This is a genomic window from Methylobacterium sp. NEAU K (assembly GCF_030700285.1).
GTDB lineage: Bacteria > Pseudomonadota > Alphaproteobacteria > Rhizobiales > Beijerinckiaceae > Methylobacterium.
Genome location: NZ_JAUYZJ010000013.1, coordinates 85,557 through 103,879, shown reverse-complemented (window position 1 = coordinate 103,879; position 18,323 = coordinate 85,557). Strand labels below are relative to the sequence as shown.

General features: G+C 70.0%; 15 protein-coding genes. 8 read left to right on the top strand and 7 right to left on the bottom strand.

The window, feature by feature from the left end:
- Position 1 precedes the first annotated feature (1 nt).
- Positions 2-853, bottom strand: a complete 852-nt coding sequence (locus Q8W67_RS12970; protein WP_305546038.1) for an SDR family oxidoreductase — start codon at positions 851-853, stop codon at positions 2-4.
- Between the two features lie 103 nt (positions 854-956).
- Here Q8W67_RS12970 and Q8W67_RS12965 point away from each other — a divergent pair, with 103 nt between their 5' ends.
- Together Q8W67_RS12965 and Q8W67_RS12960 are read left to right on the top strand one after the other, a co-directional pair.
- Positions 957-1,592: a TetR/AcrR family transcriptional regulator gene (locus Q8W67_RS12965; protein WP_305546036.1), complete on the top strand. Its 636-nt coding sequence runs from the start codon at positions 957-959 to the stop codon at positions 1,590-1,592.
- 57 nt (positions 1,593-1,649) lie between these two features.
- Positions 1,650-2,897 (top strand): NupC/NupG family nucleoside CNT transporter, encoded by a 1,248-nt coding sequence (locus Q8W67_RS12960; protein ID WP_305546034.1) that lies wholly within the window; start codon positions 1,650-1,652, stop codon positions 2,895-2,897.
- Positions 2,898-3,540: 643 nt separating this feature from the next.
- Here Q8W67_RS12960 and pqqA (Q8W67_RS12955) read toward each other — a convergent pair.
- Together pqqA (Q8W67_RS12955) and pqqA (Q8W67_RS12950) are read right to left on the bottom strand one after the other, a co-directional pair.
- Complete coding sequence (pqqA, locus tag Q8W67_RS12955) at positions 3,541-3,630, bottom strand: pyrroloquinoline quinone precursor peptide PqqA (RefSeq protein ID WP_007559225.1); 90 nt, start codon at positions 3,628-3,630, stop codon at positions 3,541-3,543.
- Positions 3,631-3,709: 79 nt separating this feature from the next.
- Positions 3,710-3,799, bottom strand: coding sequence for a pyrroloquinoline quinone precursor peptide PqqA (gene pqqA, locus Q8W67_RS12950; protein ID WP_007559223.1), 90 nt, complete (start codon positions 3,797-3,799; stop codon positions 3,710-3,712).
- Between the two features lie 437 nt (positions 3,800-4,236).
- Here pqqA (Q8W67_RS12950) and mgtE point away from each other — a divergent pair, with 437 nt between their 5' ends.
- Positions 4,237-5,607, top strand: a complete 1,371-nt coding sequence (gene mgtE / locus Q8W67_RS12945) for a magnesium transporter (RefSeq protein ID WP_305546028.1) — start codon at positions 4,237-4,239, stop codon at positions 5,605-5,607.
- Between the two features lie 171 nt (positions 5,608-5,778).
- On the opposite strand, the gene Q8W67_RS12940 is transcribed toward mgtE, so the two are convergent.
- The 4 genes from Q8W67_RS12940 to paoA all read right to left on the bottom strand — a co-directional run bounded on the left by Q8W67_RS12940 (position 5,779) and on the right by paoA (position 11,533).
- The gene (locus Q8W67_RS12940; RefSeq protein WP_305546026.1) at positions 5,779-7,305 is read right to left on the bottom strand and encodes a class I adenylate-forming enzyme family protein; all 1,527 of its coding nucleotides are present in this window, start codon (positions 7,303-7,305) and stop codon (positions 5,779-5,781) included.
- Positions 7,306-7,553: 248 nt separating this feature from the next.
- Positions 7,554-9,776 carry a xanthine dehydrogenase family protein molybdopterin-binding subunit gene (locus Q8W67_RS12935; RefSeq protein ID WP_305546024.1) on the bottom strand — a complete coding sequence of 741 codons (2,223 nt, stop codon included), beginning with the start codon at positions 9,774-9,776 and terminating at the stop codon, positions 7,554-7,556.
- A 121-nt stretch (positions 9,777-9,897) separates the two neighbouring features.
- Positions 9,898-10,872 carry a xanthine dehydrogenase family protein subunit M gene (locus tag Q8W67_RS12930; protein WP_305546022.1) on the bottom strand — a complete coding sequence of 325 codons (975 nt, stop codon included), beginning with the start codon at positions 10,870-10,872 and terminating at the stop codon, positions 9,898-9,900.
- Positions 10,873-10,882: 10 nt separating this feature from the next.
- Positions 10,883-11,533: an aldehyde dehydrogenase iron-sulfur subunit PaoA gene (gene paoA, locus Q8W67_RS12925; protein ID WP_305546020.1), complete on the bottom strand. Its 651-nt coding sequence runs from the start codon at positions 11,531-11,533 to the stop codon at positions 10,883-10,885.
- 197 nt (positions 11,534-11,730) lie between these two features.
- On the opposite strand from paoA, the gene Q8W67_RS12920 reads away from it, so the two are divergent.
- From Q8W67_RS12920 to Q8W67_RS12900, 5 genes are all read left to right on the top strand, one after another.
- A complete protein-coding gene (locus tag Q8W67_RS12920; protein ID WP_305546018.1) occupies positions 11,731-12,555 on the top strand; it encodes an aldo/keto reductase in 825 nt (274 codons plus the stop codon).
- A 137-nt stretch (positions 12,556-12,692) separates the two neighbouring features.
- A complete protein-coding gene (nadA, locus tag Q8W67_RS12915; RefSeq protein WP_305546016.1) occupies positions 12,693-13,703 on the top strand; it encodes a quinolinate synthase NadA in 1,011 nt (336 codons plus the stop codon).
- A gap of 2 nt (positions 13,704-13,705) precedes the next feature.
- Positions 13,706-15,229, top strand: a complete 1,524-nt coding sequence (locus tag Q8W67_RS12910) for an L-aspartate oxidase (protein WP_305546014.1) — start codon at positions 13,706-13,708, stop codon at positions 15,227-15,229.
- Positions 15,226-16,098 (top strand): carboxylating nicotinate-nucleotide diphosphorylase, encoded by an 873-nt coding sequence (nadC, locus tag Q8W67_RS12905; protein ID WP_305546012.1) that lies wholly within the window; start codon positions 15,226-15,228, stop codon positions 16,096-16,098. Before Q8W67_RS12910 ends, nadC begins: the two co-directional genes overlap by 4 nt.
- 188 nt (positions 16,099-16,286) lie before the next feature.
- The gene (locus Q8W67_RS12900; protein WP_370693871.1) at positions 16,287-18,272 is read left to right on the top strand and encodes a potassium transporter Kup; all 1,986 of its coding nucleotides are present in this window, start codon (positions 16,287-16,289) and stop codon (positions 18,270-18,272) included.
- The last annotated feature ends 51 nt before the right edge of the window (positions 18,273-18,323 follow it).

The following is an 18,323-nucleotide window of genomic DNA, read 5'->3' as shown; positions in this document are numbered from 1 at the left end:
CTCAGAGCTTTCCGCCGGACAGGCGCACGATCATCTTCCAGTAGCCGGTCGGCATCAGACGCTGGATAAGGGCGGCGCTCTTCGCGTCCTTGCCGATCAGAATGCGCGGCGACCTGGCCTCGATGCCGCTTACGATTGCAGCCGCCGCCTCGTCGGGCGCCAGCGTCAGGAGCCTGCCGAAGGCCTCGCGGGCCTTCTCGTCCTCGACCCGCGCGCGTTCGGCCGCCTCCGGATCGGCGGGCGGGCGGCGGCCGCGGGCGTTGCGGGAGATGGCGGTGGCGACGCCGCCGGGATGGACCACCGTGACCCCGAGCCCGGTGCCGGCATATTCATGCCGCAGGGCCTCGGAGAAGCCGCGCACAGCGAACTTGCTGGTGCTATAGGCGACTTGGCCCGGCGGGGCGATCAGGCCGAACAGGCTCGACAGGTTGACGATCTGTGCCGCCGGCCGGGCGCGCAGCATCGGCAGGAAGGCGTGGCACATCCGCACGACGGCGCGCAGGTTGATGTCCATCAGCCACGCGAAGTCTTCGAGATGCGTCTCGTCGAACCGACCGCCGAGGGCCACCCCGGCGTTATTGATCAAAATGTCGAGGCGCCCGAACCGATCCTGGACCCAGACCGGGAGCGCGCGAATCGCTTCCGCGTCCGTGAGGTCGAGGATCCGGGTCTCGACCGCGACCCCGCGCGCGCGGACCTTGCGGGCGGTGGCTTCCAGCCCTGTCGCGTCGCGGTCCACAAGGAGCAGGCGGCAGCCCTTGGCGGCCAGCCCGTCAGCCAGGGCGGCGCCGATGCCGCTCGCCGCGCCGGTGATCAGCGCGACCGCGCCCGCGAGTTGGAACCGCTGTGCCAAGTCTCGCTCCCCAGGAGCGCCCGGTATGCCCGGACGTCCGGCGAGGGATAGCCTCCGCCATGGGTATTGTCTAGGGTGAACACCCTAGACGGGATGGGGGACGATGGCGCGGGGCCGGAAGCGCATAGCGCTGGACGACGGGGACGGGGCACCGACCACGCGCGAAAGGATCGTCGCGCAGAGCCTCGCGCTGTTCAACGCCCGCGGCCTCGGCCGGGTCACGACCGCGGAGATCGCCGCCGCCTCCGGGATCCGGGAGGGCAATCTCCAGTACCACTTCCCGCGCAAGAGCGGCTTGGTCGAGGCCCTGTTCGCGGACTTCGAGGCCGAAGCGGAGGGGGTGGCCGGGCGCATGCCCGCGGATCCCGCCGCCCCGGAGGCCCTGCTCGGCTATCAGCGGGCGTGGTTCGACCTGATCTGGCGCTACCGCTGCATCTACCGCGACGGCATCGCCATGGTGGAGATCGCCCCGGCTCTGCGCCCCCGCATTCATGCCCTGCGGGCGCGGACCCAGGGCCTCGCCCGGGGCGTGTTCGAGTCGGCCGTCCGGGCGGGGCGGCTGCGGATCGAGCCGGACGCCCTCGGGCGGCTCATCGACAATGCCTGGATCGTGTCGAGCCACTGGATGAGCCACCGCCTCCAGGGCGGGACCGAACTGACCGAGGCCGACCTCGACTGGGGCTTCGCGCAGGTCAGCGACCTGTTCGCTCCCTATCTCGCGGCGGATCGCCCGGCCTGATGCCCGGCTGGCCCGAACCTTCCATGCGTGCGGCCAAGACTCGACCCGAGAGACCCGATGCTCGAACGACTGCTCCATGCCGGCCTCAGCATGTTCCTGCTGCTCGCAATCGCCGCCCTGTTTTCCACGAACCGGCGGGCGATCCGCCCCAGGGTCGTGCTCACGGCGCTGGGGCTGCAGGTCGGGCTCGGCGCGCTGGTCCTGTTCCTGCCGGCCGGGCAAGCCGCGCTGAAGGTCGCTGCCGACACGGTCGCGGCCGTGCTCGCCTACGGCGACCGCGGCACCGCGTTCCTGTTCGGCGGCCTCGTCGAGCCGAAGATGTTCGAGCTGTTCGGCGGCTCGGGCTTCATCCTGGCGCTGCGGGTGCTGCCGCAGATCCTGTACGTCTCGGCCCTGATCGGGGTGCTCTACCATGTCGGCCTCATGCAGGCGCTCGCCCGCAGCCTCGGCGCCGTGCTCCGGCGGATCCTCGGCACTTCGCCGATCGAGTCGTTCTCGGCGGTGATCACCATCGCCATCGGCCAGAGCGAGATCGCGGTGGCTTTGCGTCCGTTCCTGGCTCACCTCACCGGGGCCGAACTGTTCGCCGTGATGTCGAGCGGCGCTTCCTCCACGGCCGGCTCGATCCTGGCCGGCTACGCGGCGCTCGGCGTACCGATGACCTACCTGCTCGCGGCCTCGGTGATGGCGATCCCGGGCGGCCTGCTCTACGCCAAGATGCTGATGCCCTCGACCCAGCCGACCCGGATCGCCACCACCCGGGTCGAGTTCGGCGAGACCCGGGCGGCCAACGTCATCGAGGCGGCGGCAGACGGGACGCAGAAGGGGCTCGCCGTCGCGGTCGCGGTCGGCGCGATGCTGATCGCCTTCGTGGGCCTCATCGCCCTGGCGGACGGCGTCGTCGGATATGCCGGCGGACTGGCGGGGTATTCCGGCGCCTCGATCGAGGGCGTGCTCGGCTGGGCCCTCGGGCCGCTTGCCTGGATGCTCGGCGTGTCCTGGGAGCACGCGGCCCTGGTCGGCGGAGCGATCGGCCAGAAGCTCGCCTTCAACGAATTCCTGGCCTACGCCAACCTCTCGCCGACCCTGAAGGCCGGCACCCTCGATCCACGCACGCAGGCCATCGTCTGCTTTGCCCTGTGCGGCTTCGCCAACTTCGCCTCGATCGCGATCCAACTCGCGAGCTTCTCGAGCCTCGTCCCCGAGCGGCGCTCCGAGGTCGCCCGCTACGGGCTGCGGGCGATCCTGGCGGGGACGCTCTCGAACCTGACGAGTGCGGCGATCGCAGGCTTGTTCGTGGCGTGAGGAACCATCCGCTGCCCTTCCACGCCACCAGCGGCGCGTTCGCCGGTCTCAGGTTCCACACAGACAGCTAGCGGCCGAGGCTTGCGCCTGCCCGGTAGGCGAAGGCGCGCGCGGCGACACCTGGCTCGGTCCGTCGGAAGTAGCGGCTGCGGCAACCGATCGGGAACGCCTGGCCCATCCAGCCTGTCGGCGAAACGTGCCGGTCCATGCCGATCGAGCGGACAGCCCAGGGGTACTACCCAGCGTCCCGGCCCAGGATCTCGACGGCGCCCTCGACCCATCCGATCCGACGAAAGGGCGGCGCGTCGATCCCGCAATGCGGCACCACGCCCACCGGCTCTGACGCGGCATGCAACGGCCTTGGCGAAGCGCAGCGGATCGGCGCCGTGCGCGATCACCCGGAAGGCTGCATCCTGCTGCTCGATCCAGCACGTCGTGGGGGTAGCGCGGCTCGAATAGGGCGGAACCGTCCAGCCGGAGCGGTTACGCTATCCACCCGGAATCGTCCCCGCGCGCCTGCCCCTGTCGGCAACGGGGCGCGTTTCGTGAGCGACGCCGGGCTCAAGATCGGCCGCCTGCACGACCCACAAAAGAAAAGCGCCGCTTCGGATGAAGCGGCGCCCAACGACGTCGTGTCGAAGTCTCAGTTGAACGTGTCGATCTCAGCCGACTCGTAGCTGGTGACTTCCATGCCGACACAGATTTCGGACACGACGGGAGCGGACCAAGCCATGATTTCCTCCGGTTGAATGATACGTTGTGGGATCTTTGACCATCAATTCCAGGCCTTCAGGCCCGGAAACGTGGACGACTCAGTTGAACGTGTCGATCTCGGCCGACTCGTAGCTGGTGACTTCCATGCCGACGCAGATCTCGGACACGATCGGGGCAGACCAAGCCATGGCGTTTCTCCTCGCTGCTGATGGACGCCATATAGGCAATATCTTGGACGCAATACAAGCGAGCACAACACTTATATTTCTCATAGGGTCCCGCCAAGGCGGTTCGCCGGGCGGGACATCGCGCGCGGATTCAGCGTCCGGCAGGTCACACCGCCCGACAGTCTCGGGAGCGGGACGGGTTTCAGCTTGACGGAATTTGCTCGCGGGAGCACGAGGCTCGCGCGCGGGGCTGCCACCCGGTCGTACCGCGCCCCCTTTCAGCATCGACCAGCGAAGCGACGTGCCAGACCGATCGTGCCTGCCGTGCCCTGCCACGCGCCGTCGTCCCGCCTGAGCCGCTGAGAGGCCCGGCCGCGGGGGGCCGATGCGGCGGCCGGTCACGGCCCTGAGCCAGAATGACCGGCAGCGCGTCGTCTCGAAAACCGCGAGGCGAGGCCATGAATGAGATCGCTGCCATCGACACGCGAGTCGACCCGTCCGTGCTGGCCGCACGCCTCTCGGACGAGCGCGCCCCCGACATCGTCGAGGCGCTGAACGACGAGGCCCCCGAAGTCGCCGCCGCGATCATCCTCGGGCTGCCGGTGGAGCGGGCGATCGAGGTGCTGGACCAGCCCGAACTGGATCTCGCCGCCGACATCATCGAGATGCTGCCCCGCGACCGCGTCGCGAGCTACCTGTCGGGCATGTCGGCCGACCGGGTCACCGACGTGTTCCGCGAGATCGAGGAGCCCGGCCGCTCAGACCTGCGGGCGCGCCTCGATGCCGAGACCCGCGGTGCCGTGGACCGGCTCTCGGCCTACGGCGAGGAGACGGTCGGCTCGCTGATGACCACCGAGTTCGTCACCGTGCCCGGCACCTGGACGGTGGGCCAAACCCTGGAGCACATCCGCCACGTCGAGAAGACCCGCGAGACCATCTACGCGATCTTCGTGCTCGACCCGCGCACCCGGGCGCTGACCAAGGCGGTGCCCCTGCGCCGGCTGATCTCGGGCAACCCGACCGACAACGTGCTCAGCGTCGCGCCGGGCCGGCGGCCGCTCGCCGTCTCGCCCACGGCCAGCCGCGAGGAGGCGGCCCGGCTGATCTCGAAATACGATCTGCTGGCGCTGCCGGTGGTCGACGCGGTCGGGCACCTGATCGGCATCGTCACCGTCGACGATATGATCGACGCGATGATCGACAAGCAGACGCAGGACGTGCAGCGCTTCGGCGGCATGGAGGCGCTGCCCGAGCCCTACATGGATATCGGCTTCTTCACGATGATCCGGAAGCGCGCCGGCTGGCTCTGCGCGCTGTTCCTCTCGGAGATGCTCACCGCCTCGGCCATGCAGGGCTTCGAGGGCGAATTGGAGAAGGCGATCGTCCTGACGCTGTTCATCCCGCTGATCATGAGCTCGGGCGGCAATTCGGGCTCGCAGGCGACCTCGCTGCTGATACGGGCGCTGGCCCTGCACCAGATCCGCCTGCGTGACTGGTGGCGCGTGGCGCTGCGCGAGCTGCCCACCGGGATCTTCCTCGGGAGCATCCTCGGGATCATCGCGGTGATTCGGATCGTGGCTTGGCAGAAGTTCGGCCTCTACGATTACGGCGAGCACTGGCCGCTGGTCGCCGCCACGGTCGGTGCGGCGCTCGTCGGCATCGTCACCTTCGGCTCGCTGTCCGGCTCGATGCTGCCGTTCCTGCTGCAACGGATCGGCTTCGATCCGGCCACCGCCTCGGCCCCGTTCGTGGCGACCCTGGTCGACGTCACCGGGTTGGTCATCTACTTTTCGGTGGCATTGCTGATCCTGCGGGGGACGCTGCTGTAGCGGCGATGCGACGACGCCCCCGTCTCTCCCTCCGCCGCCGAGCCATCGGATTCACACATCGGCCCGCGCCGTCCGGCAAGCCTGTCCGACCAGCCCATTGGCTGCGTTTGCCCGGCCGATCGACGATGTATGAATCCCTCAGCCCGCAGAGGGGAGGGGAAAAACTCCCCGTCACCCCGTCACCTCGACCAGCCGCTTGCGCTGCACCTTGCCATTGGCGGTGCGTGGCAGGGCGTCGAGGAACCGGATCTCCCGCGGGCGCTTGTAGGTGGCCAGCCGCTCGGCGCACCACGCGAGCAGGGCCGTCGCGTCTGGTTCGGCGCCGGGCTGGAGCACGACGAAGCCGCAGATGACGGAGACGTCCGCCCGGACCGGCAGTTCGGCCACGCCGACCTCCGCCACGGCTGGGTGGGCGGCGAGCACGACCTCCACCTCGTTGGGCGACACGCGGTAGCCCATCGCCTTCATCAGGTCGTTGTTGCGGCCCTCGAACCAGAGGTAGCCGTCGGAATCGAGCCGGGCGAGGTCGCCGCCGACGAACCAGTCCCCGCGCATCACCTCCGCTTCCTCTTCGGGGCGGTTCCAGTAGCCGAGCATCAGCCCCGGCTCGGAGCGGTGGACGGCCAGCAGGCCGCTCTCGCCCGCAGGCAGAGGCAGGGGCTCGCCCTCCACCGGCAGGATCGCCACGCGCCGCCCGGGCTGCGGCTTGCCCGGCGATCCCGGGCGCACTGGGACGGTCGGGCCGCTTGAGATGTAGGTGGAGATCTCGCTCATCCCGAGCGCCTCGTAGAGCGGCTTGGCCGTAGCCCGGCTCCAGGCCTCGAGCAGCTCGACCGGCAGGGGCTCGCCCGCCGTGCAGCCGTGGCGCAGGCTCGATAGGTCGTGGGCGCCGAGGTCGCCGTATTTCAGGATCTGGCGGTAGAGGGTCGGCACTGCCGCAAACAGCGTGGCGCGGTATTCCGCGATCAGCCGCGGCCAGACGGCGGGATCGCGCGGCCCGTTGTAGAGCACCGCGGTGGCGCCCACCGACCACGGGTCGCTCAAGCCCACACCCAGCGTGTAGGTCCAGTTCATCGTGCCGGCGTGCAGCATCACGTCGGATTCCGTGAGGCCGAGCCAGTGCTCGACCATCGGCCGCCGACCATAGGCGGCGCGGTGGGCGTGCAGGACGCCCTTCGGCCGGCTAGTGGTGCCCGAGGTGTAGATCAGCATCGCCGGATCGTCGGCCGCGGTGTCGGCGTAGTCCGGCAGGGGCGGCCCCGCCTTCAGGGCCGCGACAGCGGCGGCATCCAGCAGGAGACGGCCGCCCAGCGCCTCCGGGGAGACCGTGCAGCCGCCGCCGACCACGATGGCGGCGGCACCCGAATTCTCCATCAGGAAGGCCGCCTCGCCCTCTGTGAGTTGCGGCGAGGACGGCAGTGCCACGAGGCCGGCCGCCAGGGCGCCGAAATAGACCAGGACGTAGTCGGCCTCGTTGCCCATCCGGATCATCACCCGGTCTCCGGACCTCAGGCCCAGCCCCAGCAGGCCCGCTGCGATGCCCCGCACCGCCCGGTCGGCCTGACCGAAGCTGAGCCGCGCCGCGGTGCCGTCGCCGACCATCACGAGCGCGGTCTTGTCGGGGCGCAGTCGGGCATTCTCGGCCAGGCAATAGCGCGCCGCGTTGAAGCGGGCGGGCGGATGGCGGTCTTGGAGCACCGAGCATTCCCTACCTTCAGGGTCTTGCCCGGGTGTCCCGCATCGGCGCAGCGCCCGTCAACCGCGGGTATGGGGCGGATCGAGAGACGAGGCGGGCGCCGCTCCGTCGCTGTCCATCCGCCGGATCGCCTTCCGCTGACGCGTCGAACACCAGGGACAGGGCGTTGCGCCTGTCCGTCACCGCCCGTTTCCAGTTCGTCGGTGCCGCGACCGGGCCGCTGCGGCGACGGCCGCCCGTCGCGATCCCGTCAGGTCCGCCGCTGCGCCTGTCCCTCCTGCTCCTCGAAACCCTTGAGCACCTTGTCCAGGGTCAGCGGGTATTCACGGAGGCGGATGCCAGTGGCGTTGTAGATGGCGTTGGCGAGCGACGCGCCGGCGCCGCAGATGCCCAATTCGCCGAGCCCCTTGCTCTTCAGCGGGTTCGCCTTGTCGTCGAGTTCGGGGAGGAACACCGCGTCGATCGCCGGCACGTCGGCGTGGACCGGCACGTGGTATTCGGCAAGGTCGTGGTTGACGAAGAAGCCGTAGCGCGGATCGACGACCGCATCCTCCATCAGCGCCGCGCCGACCCCGAAGGTCATGCCGCCGATCGCCTGGCTGCGCGCCGTCTTCGCGTTCAGGATGCGGCCGCCGGTGAAGACGCCGAGCATGCGGCGCAGCCTGATCTCACCGGTGTCGGCGTCGACACCGACTTCGGCGAAATGCGCGCCGTAGGAGTATTGCGAGAATTTCTGCTTCATCTCGCCGGGCTTGATCTCGCCGGACGCCTCCAGCCCAGAGCCGGCGAGGTCGGTGAGCGACTCGGTGCGGTTGCCCGAGGTCACGGCGCCGTCCCGGAAGGTCGCGCCGTCCGGGTTGAGGTCGCCGGCCTTCAGGAGCGCCTGTCGGAGGTTGTCGCAGGCGACGTAGAGGGCGGAGCCCGAGGAGCCGGCGCCGAACGAGCCGCCGGAGCCTGCCGCGAACGGAAAATCGGTGTCGCCCATCTCAACCCGCACCCGGTCGGGACTCAGGCCCAGCATCTCGCCTGCGATCTGGGTGAGGATCGTGTAGGTGCCGGTGCCGGGATCGGTCATCGCCATGCGCACCACCAGTACCCCGTCCGGCCCCAGCCGGACCTTGGCGGCCGAGGGCATCAGCGGATTGAGGCGGGCAGCGGCCGACATGCCCATCCCGACGAGCCAATTGCCCTCGCGCCGGCTTCCCGGCGCCTGCCGCTTGTCCCAGCCGAACAGGCGCGCGCCCTCGCGCATGCAGGGCACTAGCTGGCGGGTGGAGAACGGCACCTTCTTCTCGGGATCCTCGGCGGGCTCGTTGCGCACCCGCAGCTCGATCGGGTCGACCTTCAACTGCTCGGCCAGCTCGTCCATGGCGCATTCGAAGGCGAGCTGACCCACGGCCTCGCCCGGCGCGCGCATCGACGAGGCGATCGGCATGTTCAGGTTGACGAGCCGGTGGCGGGTCACCCGGTTCGGCGCCGCGTAGAGCGAGCGGGTGACGTTGGCGGCGGTCTCGAAGAAGCCGTCGCCCTCGGCGGTGTCGGACCAGGATTCGTGGCTGATCGCCGAGAGCCGTCCGTCCGGGTCGGCCCCGAGCCGGATCCGCTGGATCGTGTCGCTGCGGTGGGTCGCGACATGGAACTCCTGCTGGCGGGTCAGCGCGACCTTCACGGGCCGACCGATCACCTTGGAGGCCAGGATGGCGAGCGTCGCCTCCGGCTGCGCCTGGAGCTTCGCCCCGAAGCCGCCGCCGATATAGGGGCTGACGATCCGCACCTTCTCGGGCGGCAGCTTGAGCACGGAGCCAAGCGCCTTCTGGCCGCGGTTCGGCATTTGGTTGGCGGTGTAGAGCACCACGCCGTCGCCCTCCCACGAGGCGATGGTGGCGTGCGGCTCCATCTGGGCGTGGATCTGCGGTGGCGTGGTGTATTCCACGTCGAGCTTCACCGGGGCGGCCGCGAAGGCGGCCTCGAAGTCGCCGAGCTTGGAATCGGGTGGCGAATTGATCGGCTTCGGCTCGAAGGCCGCCGCCATGTTGTCCTTGAGCAGCGCTTTGGGCTTGGCCGCATCGTACCGGACCGTCACCAGCATGGCGGCTGCGCGCGCCTGCTCGAAGGTCTCGGCCACGACGAAGGCCACGGGCTGCCCGTAGAATTTGACCTCGGTACCTTGGAGCTGCGGCCAGACCTGTTCCTTCTTCTCGCCCTGCTCGGGCACGTTCTCGTGGGTCAGGACCAGGATCGTGCCCGGCGCCCGGCGGGCAGCCTCGGCATCGATCGCCCGGATGGTCCCGGCCGCGACGGTCGCCGGCACGATGAACCCGTAGGCCGGGTCTTTCAGCGCACGGGTCTCGTAGGCGTAGGGCGCGTGCCCGGTCACCTTGAGCGGTCCCTCGACTCGGTCGAGCGGCCTTCCGACGAGGCCGTCGGGCCGGTCGTCGAGGGGGGTCCGGCCGATCGGCTGGTTCATCTCCATGGGAACGGTCCTTGCCGGAATTCGGCGCCCTTGCATCGGCGGACCGTCACAAGGTTGCCTGGATTTCTGATGGGCCGCAGGTTTTTGACGGAAAACCGGGGACCACGTTTCCCAAACCTGCTCAGGCGCGGGTCGCCTGCGCCACGACAGCGCGCAGGGTCCGCCGGGTCAGAGGGATCTTGAAGTCGTTGGCGCCGTAGCCGCGGGCACCTGCCAGCACCGCGTCGGCGGCGGCATCGGCGGAGCCGGTGCGTACCAGCGCATCCTCGGCCTCGGCCACGCGCCAGGGCTTGTGGGCCAGACCGCCGAAGGCGAGCCGCGCCGCCCGGGGCTTGCCGCCCTCGGCCTGCGCGATCACCGCGGCAACCGAAACCGTGGCGAAGGCATAGGAGGCCCGGTCGCGGACCTTGCGATAGACATGCGCGCCGGCCACCGGCTTCGGCAGCGTCACGGCCGTGATGATCTCGCCCTTGCGCAGATCCGTCTCGATCTGCGGCGTGTCACCGGGGAGCCGGTGGAAGTCGGCTATCGGGATCGTCCGCGATTGCCCGTTCCGATCCATGGTCTCGACGGTGGCGTCGAGGGCACGCATCGCGACGTTCATGTCGGACGGGTTGGTGGCGATGCAGGACTCGCTCGCCCCCACCACCGCCATGATGCGGTTGAACCCGCCGATCGCCGAGCAGCCCGAGCCCGGCTCACGTTTGTTGCAGGGCATCGCAGTGTCGTAGAAATAGTAGCAGCGCGTCCGCTGGAGCAGGTTGCCGGCGGTGGTCGCCTTGTTGCGCAGCTGGCCCGAGGCGCCGGCGAGCAGGGCCTTCGCCAGCACCGCGTAATCCTTGCGCACCCGATGATCGGCGGCGAGGTCGGAATTGCGGACCAGTGCGCCGATGCGCAAGCCGCCGTCCTGCGTGGCCTCGATCGCGTCGAGCGGCAGCCGGTTGACGTCGATCAGGGTCGCGGGGGTCTCGATCTGGAGCTTCATCAGGTCGAGCAGGTTGGTGCCGCCGGCGATGAATTTCGCATTCGGCCGCTCGGCCGCGAGCTTGGCGGCGTCCTGCACGGTGGCCGGACGCTCGTAGGTGAAAGCCTTCATGTCCGCCCCCTCAGAGATTGCCGGCGGCGGTGTCGCGGATCGCCGCGACGATGTTCGGGTAGGCGCTGCAACGGCAGATGTTGCCGCTCATCCGCTCGCGGATCTCGGCGTCGCTGAGGCTCGGGGTCGCGGCGATGTCGTCGGTGACGTGGCTCGGCCACCCGGCCTTGGCCTCGCTCAGCATGCCCACCGACGAGCAGATCTGCCCCGGCGTGCAGTAGCCGCACTGGAAGCCGTCATGCGCGATGAAGGCCGCCTGCATCGGGTGGAGCTTGTCGCCGGAAGCCAAGCCCTCGATCGTGGTGATGTCATCGCCCTCGTGCATGGCCGCCAGCGTCAGGCAGGCGTTGATCCGCCGCCCTTCGACCAGCACCGTGCAGGCCCCGCACTGGCCATGGTCGCAGCCCTTCTTGGTGCCGGTGAGCGCAAGGTGCTCGCGCAGGGCGTCGAGCAGGGTCGTCCGCGTATCGAGGACGAGGTCGCGCGCCTGCCCGTTGACGCTGAGCCGCATCGGCATGGTCTGGGCGGCGGGATCTCCCGGTGCCGCCGTGGCTGGCGACGGACCGACCCCAAGGGCGCCCAGCGCCCCGGCCACGGCGCAGCCCTCCACGACGGCGCGGCGCGTCAAGGCGAGCGGCTTCGTCGGAATCTCGTCTGTCATGCTGCCCGATCCACCCGTGCGCGGCGCCCGGCGGGGCGGCGCAACCTGGAATTTCGTTTCCCAACGTCCGGCTCCGCGGATTAGATCCGGTCCAGACTGCGCTCGTTCACCGCGGCTCCGCGCATTCCGGCCCTGGTCGATGAGCGGTCCCCTGCCCAGGTGATTTGGTCCGGATACATCCAGCGGAGCGCTTCGGAATGGCCATCCCGACCCTGCCCCTCAATGACGGGCGCCGCATCCCGCAGATCGGCTTCGGATGCTGGCAGCTCTCGGATTCCCAGGCCTCCGACCTGGTCGGCCGGGCGCTTCAGGCCGGCTATCGCCTGGTCGACACCGCTTCCGTCTACGGCAACGAGGCTGGCGTGGGCCGCGGGATCCGGGATGCGCCGGTCCCCCGCGACGAGGTCTTCCTGACCACCAAGCTCTGGAACGACCGCCAGGGTCGCGACGCCACGCGGCACGCCTTCGAGGAGAGCCTGAAGCGCCTCGGGCAGGATTATGTCGACCTGTACCTGATCCACTGGCCCTGTCCGCAGCGACGCCTGTTCGTCGAGAGCTGGAAGGCCATGATCCAGCTTCGTGAGGAGGGGCGGGTGAGATCGATCGGCGTCTCGAACTTCACGGCCGAGCACATCGCCACGCTGATCGGCGAGACCGGCGTCGCACCCACCGTCAACCAGATCGAGCTGCATCCGCACTTCCAGCGCAAGGAGCCGCGCGCGGACGATGCCCGCCACGGCATCGTGACCGAGTCGTGGAGCCCGCTGGGCCAGGGCAAGGAGCTGAACGATCCGGTGGTCGTGGCGATCGCCAAGGCACACGGGAAGAGCCCGGCGCAGGTGGTCCTGCGCTGGCAGGTGCAGATCGGCTGCGTGGCGATTCCGAAGACCGCGCACCCGGAGCGTATCATCGAGAACATCGCGGTGTTCGACTTCGCGCTGAGCCCCGAGGAGATGGATCAGATCACCACCCTCGACCGGCCCGACGGCCGGATCGGCCCCGATCCCGCGACCTTCTGCTGAACGCCCGGCCTTCGGCGGCGCAGCATAACACCGCGGCGCAAAAGATTTATGCTCAAGGCTAGCATATCTGGACAGCCGGGTTCGGCCCCCATAAGTTAGGCGGCACAATGCTCAAAGTGAGCATAATGGAGGACGCCATGGCGGCGACCGTGTCACCCGACTCTCGCACGCCCGTTCCGGGCCTGCCGCTCCCGGATCTCTACGCGCGCGTCAGTCGGCACGTTCCGGCGATCGAGTGGGCGGCGCTGGCCCCCGACATCGAGGCGATCCTGCGGCTGAAGCGCGAGCGCAACGCCGTGATCCTCGCGCACAATTACCAGGCGCCGGAGATCTTCCACACGGTGGCCGACATCGTCGGCGACAGTCTCGCGCTGGCCCGCGAGGCGGTGAACGTCGACGCCGACGTGATCGTGCTGGCCGGCGTCCACTTCATGGCCGAGACCGCCAAGCTCCTGAATCCTGGCAAGACCGTGCTGATTCCCGACATGGGCGCGGGCTGCTCGCTGGCCGATTCGATCACCGCCGCCGACGTGCGCGGCCTGCGCGCCAAGTACCCAGGCGTGCCGATCGTCACCTACGTGAACACCTCGGCGGCCGTGAAGGCCGAATCGGACCTGTGCTGCACGAGCGGGAACGCGGTCGCGGTGGTGCGATCGCTGAACGCCCCCCGCGTCCTGATGATCCCGGACGAGTTTCTCGCTCAGAACGTCCAGGCCGAGCTGCCCGAGATCGAGATCCTTACCTGGGCGGGCCATTGCGAGGTGCACGAGCGCTTCACACCCGGCGACATCCGCGACGTGCGCGAGAGCTACCCGGGCGTCACGGTGATCGCGCATCCCGAATGCCCGCCGGACGTGGTGGCCGAATCGGACTTCTCCGGCTCGACCGCGATGATGATGGATTTCGTGCTCCAGAAGCGCCCGCGTCAGGTGGTGCTCGTGACCGAGTGCTCGATGGCCGACAACATCGCCGCGGCGAACCCGGATATCGAGTTCATCAAGCCCTGCAACATGTGCCCGCACATGAAGCGGATGAGCTTGGCGAACATCCGCCGCGCCCTGGAGACGATGACCCACGAAGTCACGGTCGATCCCGGCCTCGCCGACCGCGCCAGGGCGGCGGTCGAGCGCATGCTGCTGGTCCGTTAGCGATGAACGCCGTCTCCCCCAGTAGCGCCGACCGCATCGTCGTGGTCGGCGGCGGGGTCGCGGGCCTCAGCGTCGCGCTGCGGCTCGCACCCCGTCCGGTGACGCTGGTCACCGCCTCTGCGCTCGGCCTGGGCACGGCCACCGGCTGGGCGCAGGGCGGCATCGCTGCCCCGGTCGGATCCGACGACGCGCCGGCGCTTCACGCCGCCGATACCGAGGCCGCCGGCGCGGGATTGACCGAGCCCGACGTGGCGCTCCGCGTCGCCCGGGAAGGACCCGGGCTGATCGACTGGCTGGTGCGGATCGGCGTCCCGTTCGACCGCACCGGCGACGGGGCACTCGCCCTCGGCCTGGAGGCGGCGCACGGCCGTCGGCGCATCGTCCGTTCCGGCGGCGACGCCACCGGGGCCCGGGTGCTCGAAGGGCTGGTGCGGGCGGTGCTGGACGCGCCCTCCGTAGAGGTGGTGGAAGCCCGCGCCTGCGATCTGCTGCGGGATCGGCGCGGCGCGGTGGCCGGCATCGTGGCCGAGCGCGACGGCGCCCGGTTCCGTATCCCGGCCCGCGCCGTGGTTCTGGCCACCGGGGGCGTCGGCGCGCTCTACGCGGCGACCACAAATCCGCCCGGCGCCATCGGCCGCGGGCTGGCGCTCGCCGCCCGCGCCGGGGCAGTGGTGCGTGACATGGAGTTCGTGCAGTTCCACCCGACCGCCATCGCGGCCGGCGCCGACCCGATGCCGCTCGCCACCGAGGCACTCCGCGGCGAGGGCGCGCGCCTGATCGACGAGCGCGGCGACGCCGTGATGGCGGGGATCACCGGCGGCGACCTCGCGCCCCGCGACGTGGTCGCCCGGGGCATCTTCCAGGCGCTCCAGAGGGGCCGTACGGTCTATCTGGATGCGCGTGGCGCCCTCGGGGCCGCGATGCCGACGCGCTTCCCCACGGTGGCGGGTCTCTGCGCCGCCGCCGGCATCGACCCGGCGGTGCAGCCGATCCCGGTCCGTCCGGCGGCCCACTACCACATGGGCGGCGTGAAGGTCGACGCGCATGGTGCCACCTCGGTGCCGGGCCTCTATGCCTGCGGCGAGGTCTCCTCCACGGGGCTTCACGGCGCGAACCGGCTCGCCAGCAACTCCCTGCTGGAGGGACTGGCTTACGCCCGCTTCATCGCCGACGAGCTCGACGCGCCACCCCCGGGCACGATCGTCCCGGAAGCCGCGGTGGCCCGCCCGGTCACCGACCTCCCGGCGATCCGCGCGCTGATGGAGGCCCGGGTCGGCGTCGTGCGCGACGCCGCAGGCCTCGCGGAGGCGATCGCCGCACTCGAGCCGCGTGCCGAGAGCTGCGACGCGGCGCTGGTGGCGCTCATGATCGCCCGCGGCGCGCTGGACCGCCGGGAGAGCCGCGGCGCCCATTGGCGCAGCGACTTCCCCCACACCGCCCCGGCGAAGCACACCGAGACGACGCTGGCCGAACTGAGCGCCCAGCGCCGCGAGACCACGACAGCCGGGAAGGTGCTGACGCCATGACGCAATCGGTCCTGACAGACGCTATCCTGCCTCTGCCGCGGCTCTTGGTCGAACCGGTGGTGCGCGCCGCCCTCCTCGAGGATCTCGGCCGGGCCGGCGACATCACCACCGACGCGATCGTACCGCCCGGCGAACGGATGCGCGGGGTGATCGCGTCCCGCCAAGCCGGGGTGGTCTCCGGAACGGATGCGGCGGCCATCGCGTTCGCGCTGGTGGACCCGGCCGTCAGCGTGACGGTCGAGCGCGGCGACGGGGCTCGGGTCGCCCCCGGCGACGTGGTGCTGCGGCTTGAAGGGCCGGCGCGGGCGATCCTGACCGCCGAGCGCGTCGCCCTGAACCTGCTCTGCCGGATGTCGGGGGTCGCCACGGCGACGAACGGCCTGGTCGAGGCGGCGCGCCTGCACGGCAAGGCCTCGATCGTCTGCACGCGCAAGACGACGCCGGGCCTGCGCGCCCTGGAGAAGCACGCGGTGCGGGCCGGGGGCGGATCGAACCACCGCTTCGGCCTCGACGACGCGGTGCTGATCAAGGACAACCACGTGGCGGTGGCCGGCGGCATCGTGCCGGCGATCGAGCGGGCCCGGGCGCGCGCCGGCCACCTCGTCAAGATCGAGTGCGAGGTCGACAGTCTGGACCAGCTCGAAGAGGCCCTCTCGGTCGGGGTCGATGCGGTGCTCCTCGACAACATGGGCCCCGACCTGCTCACCCGCGCGGTGGCGATGATCGACGGCCGCGCGCTCTCCGAGGCGTCGGGCCGGATCACCCGGGAGACCGTGGGCGCCGTGGCGGCCTCCGGCGTCGACCTGATTTCCTGCGGCTGGATCACCCACTCCGCGGCGATCATCGACCTAGGCCTGGACGCCGCCTGACTGGACGATCCGGAACGGGAAGCCGAATCGTAACCGCGGAGCGGGGGGCGCCAAGCTTCATTCCCATGTCATCACGTTTGGGTGACAAGTCTTCGAAGCGCTCGCGCCGGAGGCTCTGGAAGTCTTCCGCCCCGCATCCGGCTTGCTAAGGTCCCTCCCGACGCCGACGCCATCCACCGGACATGCCCGTGAGCCAAGCCCTCAGTTCCGCGGCAGCACCGGCGGTCGGACTTCCCGCCGCGCCTGTAGCGCGAAAGCCCGGCACGGCGCACCATGCCGCCGGCCCGGCGCTGATGCTGGGCGCGCTGGGCGTCGTCTACGGGGACATCGGTACGAGTCCGCTCTACGCCTTCAAGGAGGCGGTGAAGGCCGCGACCGCCGGCGGCGCGGCGGTGCCGGCGGCGGCCACCGGGGCGGTGTCGCTGATCCTGTGGTCGCTGATCCTGATCGTCTCGCTGAAATACGCGGTGCTGATCCTGCGGGCCGACAACCGGGGCGAGGGCGGCATCGTGGCGATGCTGGCGCTGCTCGGCGCACGGCAGGCGCGGCCCGGAACCTGGAAGGCGCTGCTGCTGGTGGTCGGGCTGATCGGCGCGGCGCTGCTGTACGGCGACGGGGCGATCACGCCGGCGATCTCGGTGCTCTCCGCCATCGAAGGTCTGAAGGTCGACGCGCCGGTGCTGACGCCCTTCGTCGTGCCGATCACCATCGTGATCCTGCTCGCGCTGTTCGCGGTCCAGCACAAGGGCGTGGCCGTAATCGGCCGGGTGTTCGGCCCGGTGATGCTGGTCTGGTTCGTGGTCCTGGTCCTGCTGGCGATCCCGAGCATCCTGCACGCCCCGGAGATCCTGGCGGCGGCCAATCCCTGGCGGGCAGTGGACTTTCTGGTCCATGCGGGCTGGCACGTGAGCTTCATGATGCTGGGTGCGGCCTTCCTGGCGGTGACCGGCGGCGAGGCGATGTACGCCGATCTCGGCCATTTCGGCGCCCTGCCGATCCGCGCGGCGTGGTTCGGCCTCGTGCTGCCCGCGCTGCTGATCCATTATTGCGGCCAGGGCGCGCTGCTCATCGCCGATCCCGGGGCGATCGAGAACCCGTTCTACCTGCTGGCGCCGGATTGGGCGCATTACCCGCTGGTCGCGCTCGCGACGATGGCGACCGTCATCGCGTCGCAGGCGGTGATCTCGGGCGTCTACTCTCTGACGCAGCAATCGATCCAGCTCGGCTTCATGCCGATGATGCGGGTGGTCCATACCGACCAGGCCGAGCGCGGCCAGATCTACGTGCCCGCGGTCAACTGGCTGCTCGCCGGGGGAACGCTCGCCGCCGTCGTCGTATTCGGTTCCTCCGACGCGCTGGCCGGTGCCTACGGAATCGCGGTCTCGGCGCTGATGGGCATCACCACCCTGCTGGCCGCCCTGATCGCCCTGCGGTGGGGCTACAATCCGATCCTTGTATGCGCGGTCAACGGCTTCTTCCTCGCCATCGACGGGGTGTTCTTCGCGGCCAACAGCGTGAAGATCCTGGAGGGCGGCTGGTTTCCGCTGCTTCTGGCCGGCGCGGTCGCCTTTCTGATGCTGACCTGGATGAAGGGGAACCGCGTCCTGGAGGCCGTGCGCGAGACCCTTCGCCAGTCCGAGGCGACGTTCCTCGCCCGCCTCGCATCGGACCCGCCGGTAACGCTGCCCGGTACCGCGGCCTTCCTGACCGCCGCCACCGAGGGCATCCCGATGGCGCTTGGCCGGCTGGTCGAGCGCAGCCGCTGCCTGCACGAGCGCATCCTGTTGATCACCGTGATCTACGAGGAGGCACCGGTGATCCCCGCCACCGAGCGGGCGCAGGTCACCCTGGTCGCTCAGGGCATCCGCAAGGCCATCTCGAAATACACCCCCGGCATGGAGCGTGTCGTCCTGCGCTACGGCTTCATGCAGACCGCCTCGATCCCCGAGGGACTGCAATGTGCCGTGGCGAGCGGCCTTCTCCCGCCGGAATACCTGGAGGACCTGACCTATTTCGTCGGCCACGAGGTGGTGATTCCGTCGCCGAAGCCCGGCATGGCCCTGTGGCGCGAGGGCCTGTTCGCCTTCATGAAGCGCAACGCCGAGCGCACCGGCGCCCATTTCTGCCTGCCGACCCGGCAGATCGTGGAAGTCGGGACCGAGATCGAGATCTGATTCCCCAGCACCGTATCGATCCAGCCCCAGCCTCATTGAAAATGGCCGGGC